Raw genomic sequence first — 3,820 nt, 5'->3', positions numbered from 1 at the left:
GAGGGTGAGAGATGGCTAGAAAGCTGGATAGATGAAGCGAACCACTCAGGCATTGTGATGCTAGAGAAGTTTACTAAGACCCTGAGGAAGCATAAGGATGGGATATTGGCATTTTATGATAAAAGGATGAGTAGTGGTCGAGTAGAGGGTGTGAACAACCGAATAAAGACGCTGAACAAAGTCGCCTATGGGTATCGTGATTGGGAATTTTTTGAGTTAAAAATCAAAGCCAGTCATGAGGCGAAGTATCGATTTTCCGGATGAACCCGAATGTCAGCCGACGTATTGCGCTATTAGAAGAGCGCTTGGCGGTAAAGTTGTTGCAACGTACCACGCGGCGAGTCTCCCTGACCGAAGCGGGTCAACTCTATTATCATCAGTGTCGGCAATTGGTTGAAGGCTTAGCGCAGGCTGATCTTGCTGTCACGCAGATGCAGCAAACGCCGTCAGGTTTACTGAAAGTGACCGCTCCGGTGACTTATGGTGAGCAGAAAGTCGCGCCTTTGCTGCATGAGTTTTTGCAGTTACATCCTCAATTGGAGTTGGAACTGATACTCACTAACCAAAAATTGGATCTGATTGCGGAAGGAATTGATGTCGCCGTACGATTAGGTCAGTTAGATGATTCGAGTTTTATTGGCAAAAAGTTATCCAACCGACAACTGTTTGTCTGCGCTAGCCCTGACTATTTGGTGAAATATGGCACCCCCTATTCATTGTCAGAGTTGGTTCATCACCAATGTTTACAAGGCACTATGAACTATTGGCGATTTAAGGATCAGCAACGCTCTCGTGAAATCGGTGTTAAAGGAAAAATTAAATGCAACAGCGGTGTGGCGTTATTGAATGCCGCGTTGCAAGGGATTGGAATTGTACAATTGCCCGACTATTATGTAGAGCCGTATTTGCTCTCGGGTGAGTTGCAAGAAGTGCTACATCAGTACCGAGATGATCGTGAAGGTGTATGGGCCTTATACCCACAAAATCGCCATTTGTCCTCAAAAGTTAGGCTGCTGGTGGATTTTCTGGCAGAACGGCTATCGTCCGCTAACGGCAAAGGCTAGTGAAAGAGAAAATAGGATATATGAATACACAGTTTACCGTTCAAGATCAAAAGTTTATGCGCCGAGCCATCGCGCTTGCCAATCTTGCAGAACAAGCAGGTGAAGTGCCTGTGGGCGCTGTGCTTGTTAAAGATGGCGAAATCATTGCTGAAGGTTGGAATGCCTCTATTGGTCAACATGATGCGACAGCGCACGCTGAAATTCAGGCTTTGCGTCAAGCAGGTCAACGGTTACAAAATTATCGTTTGCTTGATACTACCTTATACGTCACTTTGGAGCCTTGTCCAATGTGCGCAGGCGCACTGCTGCATAGCCGAGTCAAAAGGATTGTCTTTGGCGCTCCAGATCTCAAAGCTGGGGCGGCCGGTACGGTGCTGAATTTATTTGAAAGCCAAGCCTCCTATCATTACGCGACGGTCGATAAAGGATTGTTAGAAGAGGAGTGTCGGGAGCAACTGCAATCTTTTTTTAGACGAAGACGCGCAGAGATACAGGCAGAAAAACAGCGGAATAAGCAACAGAGTGATGGGCTTTAGCAAACATCCACTTTGAGTAGATGTTTGCCGCTGAAGGTTAAGCAGAGATTAATTGCATAAATGCACGGTTACGCCAGATAATTTTCTTTTTATTATTGGATAACATACGTTTACGACGGTTCGCTGCCACCGTTTTATTAAGGTGTTTTGATAGCTTTTTACGTTTAAGCATAAACAACCTCCTACTGCTGAGTTTTGACAATGATCCCTAATGGTTTAGGGTGCCTTATGACAATCTTAATCTGCCTTTATAGTGCAGGATTGTTACCATAATATGAAACTTAGGAAACGATCTTTTTCACGTTTTGATGTATGGGCTGCACACTTGGAAATCAAGTGTGCGATTTTTGTTCAACGTGGAAGATTTAGCTATTGTTATGCTTATTGAGCTACGGGGTCGAGATACTGATTATCCTGCGCCTCATCGGCCGATTCCATCGCTTCTAACGCGGCCTCCTCCTCCTCAATACTGATCACAACCAAATCATCAGTACCTGAACTATTGTCTATCTGCTTTTGTTGATCAACATGGCCAATAATACTTTGATAATAGCGACGAATATTTTCAACGTAGGCCTTGGCTTCGTCACCTCGCGCGTAGCCATATCGAGTCTGGCTGAAGTATTTTTTTTGTCTCAGTTGAGGGAGGCGTTCTTTGACTTCAGTCCATGAATCAGGGTTCGCACCTTGTTGCTTGGTTAAGCGTCTTGCATCCATCATATGCCCATAGCCGACGTTATAGGAAGCGAGAGCAAACCAAATTTTCTCATGTTCTGGGATGGAGTCTGGTATACGCTGTACCATCCGACGCAGGTATTCGACACCACCACGAATCGATTGTTCCGGATCGAGTCGATTGGCGACACCAACACTTCTTGCCGTAGGGAGAGTCAACATCATCATACCGCGGACCCCGGTGGGGGATTTAGCTAACGGATTCCAGTGAGACTCTTGATAAGCTAAGGCGGCAATCAATCGCCAATCAAACTCGTCAGAATATTGTTGGAAAAGAGGGGCCCATTTTGGTAAGCGGACATCGAGTGCTCTAATAAAGGCGCGCGTATCGACATAATCAAACGTGCCCACATGACCAATATATTTCTCTTCCAAGGCCGCTAATTGACCCGATTGTTTAAGGTTGCCAAAAAACTCAATCATCAAGGCGTATAAGCTTTCATCTTCAGAACGACGCATATACCAAGCGATAGGCTGATCTTCAGTTAATTCAAAGGCGACGGCTAAGTCAGGGTAGATTCGCTGCGACAGCGAGACTTCGACCGAATCAGCCATGGTAAATAGCAGTTCGCCATTCGAAACCTGTTTTAAAAGGTCGTTAACGTCGGCGTTATTATTCACATTGTACTGAAACTCTGGGTAGATCTGTTTAATGTCGCTGAGTGTATTCTCAAAGTGGGATTCATTCACGATAGAAAAAACGCTGTCACCTTCATGACCAGCAATCAGTTCCGGTTGTTTTTCCAGTAATTGTTTTAAATTTCTTGGACGCCAGTTGCCTTTCTTATAGACGACTTGTTGGCTGACATAGTAATAAGCGGGCCCTGTTCTGTACTCATTCAAGCGTTGATTCGATTGACTTAACCCCGCTGCAACAACGTCGATTTCCCCATTTTTCAGTGCAGGAAAGAGACTAGACAACCGATAAGCGGGTTTCATCTCTAGTTTAACCCCAAGCTGATTGGCAAATTCGCGTGCTAGTTCGTAGTCCAGCCCTGCAGGGCCATCTGGGCCAATGTAGTAGGAGAGTTGATTGTTCAACGTACCCACTCGCAATACGCTACGTTCACGAATATGGTCAAGCTCGCTTTTAGGATCTGAATCGATTTGGCAACCGACTACAAAAAGAGTGAGTAGGAAAATGGACAATGAGCGATGAAGCTGAATCAGATAATACTTTGGCATTTATGAGCGATCTCTTACATCAATTACTGCCTTTATATCAAAGGCGGCCATATTGGCAAAGTTTCAGATCAAAAACGGATGAAAAAGTGTCGGCGACCACGCTAATGTGGCTGTATTTCAAATTTGACAAAAAAAATGACGCAAACGGTTGCTTTTGGTGTTACGTCACAAAAAGAATTCCTTTATAATGCGTTCGAAATCACGAGGTGAAATTGGTATGTATTCAGTTTTCTTTTATTAACTTATTGTATTTTAATGATTTTGAATTCATTCCAATTACACCTCAACCCACTGTATAAG

Annotated in this window: 4 protein-coding genes and 1 pseudogene; 3 read left to right on the top strand and 2 right to left on the bottom strand. The window is 44.4% G+C overall.

The window, feature by feature from the left end; translation table 11 throughout:
* The 3 genes and pseudogenes from B9J87_RS17145 to tadA form a co-directional block, all read left to right on the top strand.
* On the top strand, window positions 1-264 hold a 264-nt coding region (locus B9J87_RS17145), incomplete at its 5' end, for a transposase (protein ID WP_141201591.1).
* Between the two features lie 8 nt (window positions 265-272).
* Window positions 273-1,064, top strand: a pseudogene (locus B9J87_RS17140) (LysR substrate-binding domain-containing protein); the annotation flags it as partial.
* Window positions 1,065-1,084: 20 nt separating this feature from the next.
* Window positions 1,085-1,600 carry a tRNA adenosine(34) deaminase TadA gene (gene tadA, locus B9J87_RS17135; protein WP_170888572.1) on the top strand — a complete coding sequence of 172 codons (516 nt, stop codon included), beginning with the start codon at window positions 1,085-1,087 and terminating at the stop codon, window positions 1,598-1,600.
* Window positions 1,601-1,637: 37 nt separating this feature from the next.
* Here the strand turns inward: tadA and B9J87_RS17965 are convergent, their stop codons facing one another.
* Both B9J87_RS17965 and mltF read right to left on the bottom strand, forming a co-directional pair.
* Complete coding sequence (locus B9J87_RS17965) at window positions 1,638-1,772, bottom strand: hypothetical protein (RefSeq protein ID WP_254917022.1); 135 nt, start codon at window positions 1,770-1,772, stop codon at window positions 1,638-1,640.
* Between the two features lie 209 nt (window positions 1,773-1,981).
* A complete protein-coding gene (gene mltF / locus B9J87_RS17130; protein WP_094151899.1) occupies window positions 1,982-3,520 on the bottom strand; it encodes a membrane-bound lytic murein transglycosylase MltF in 1,539 nt (512 codons plus the stop codon).
* Window positions 3,521-3,820: the final 300 nt, after the last annotated feature.

This window comes from Vibrio sp. V19_P1S1T109, from assembly GCF_002241375.1.
Classification (GTDB): domain Bacteria; phylum Pseudomonadota; class Gammaproteobacteria; order Enterobacterales; family Vibrionaceae; genus Vibrio; species Vibrio anguillarum.
This window is presented reverse-complemented; position numbering and strand designations above follow the sequence as displayed.

What these genes read in the sequence shown, in the direction of transcription:
- tadA (WP_170888572.1), top strand. Translation starts at nt 1,085, where the DNA reads ATGAATACACAGTTTACCGTTCAAGATCAAAAGTTTATGCGCCGAGCC.
- B9J87_RS17965 (WP_254917022.1), bottom strand. Translation starts at nt 1,772, where the DNA reads ATGCTTAAACGTAAAAAGCTATCAAAACACCTTAATAAAACGGTGGCA.
- mltF (WP_094151899.1), bottom strand. Translation starts at nt 3,520, where the DNA reads ATGCCAAAGTATTATCTGATTCAGCTTCATCGCTCATTGTCCATTTTC.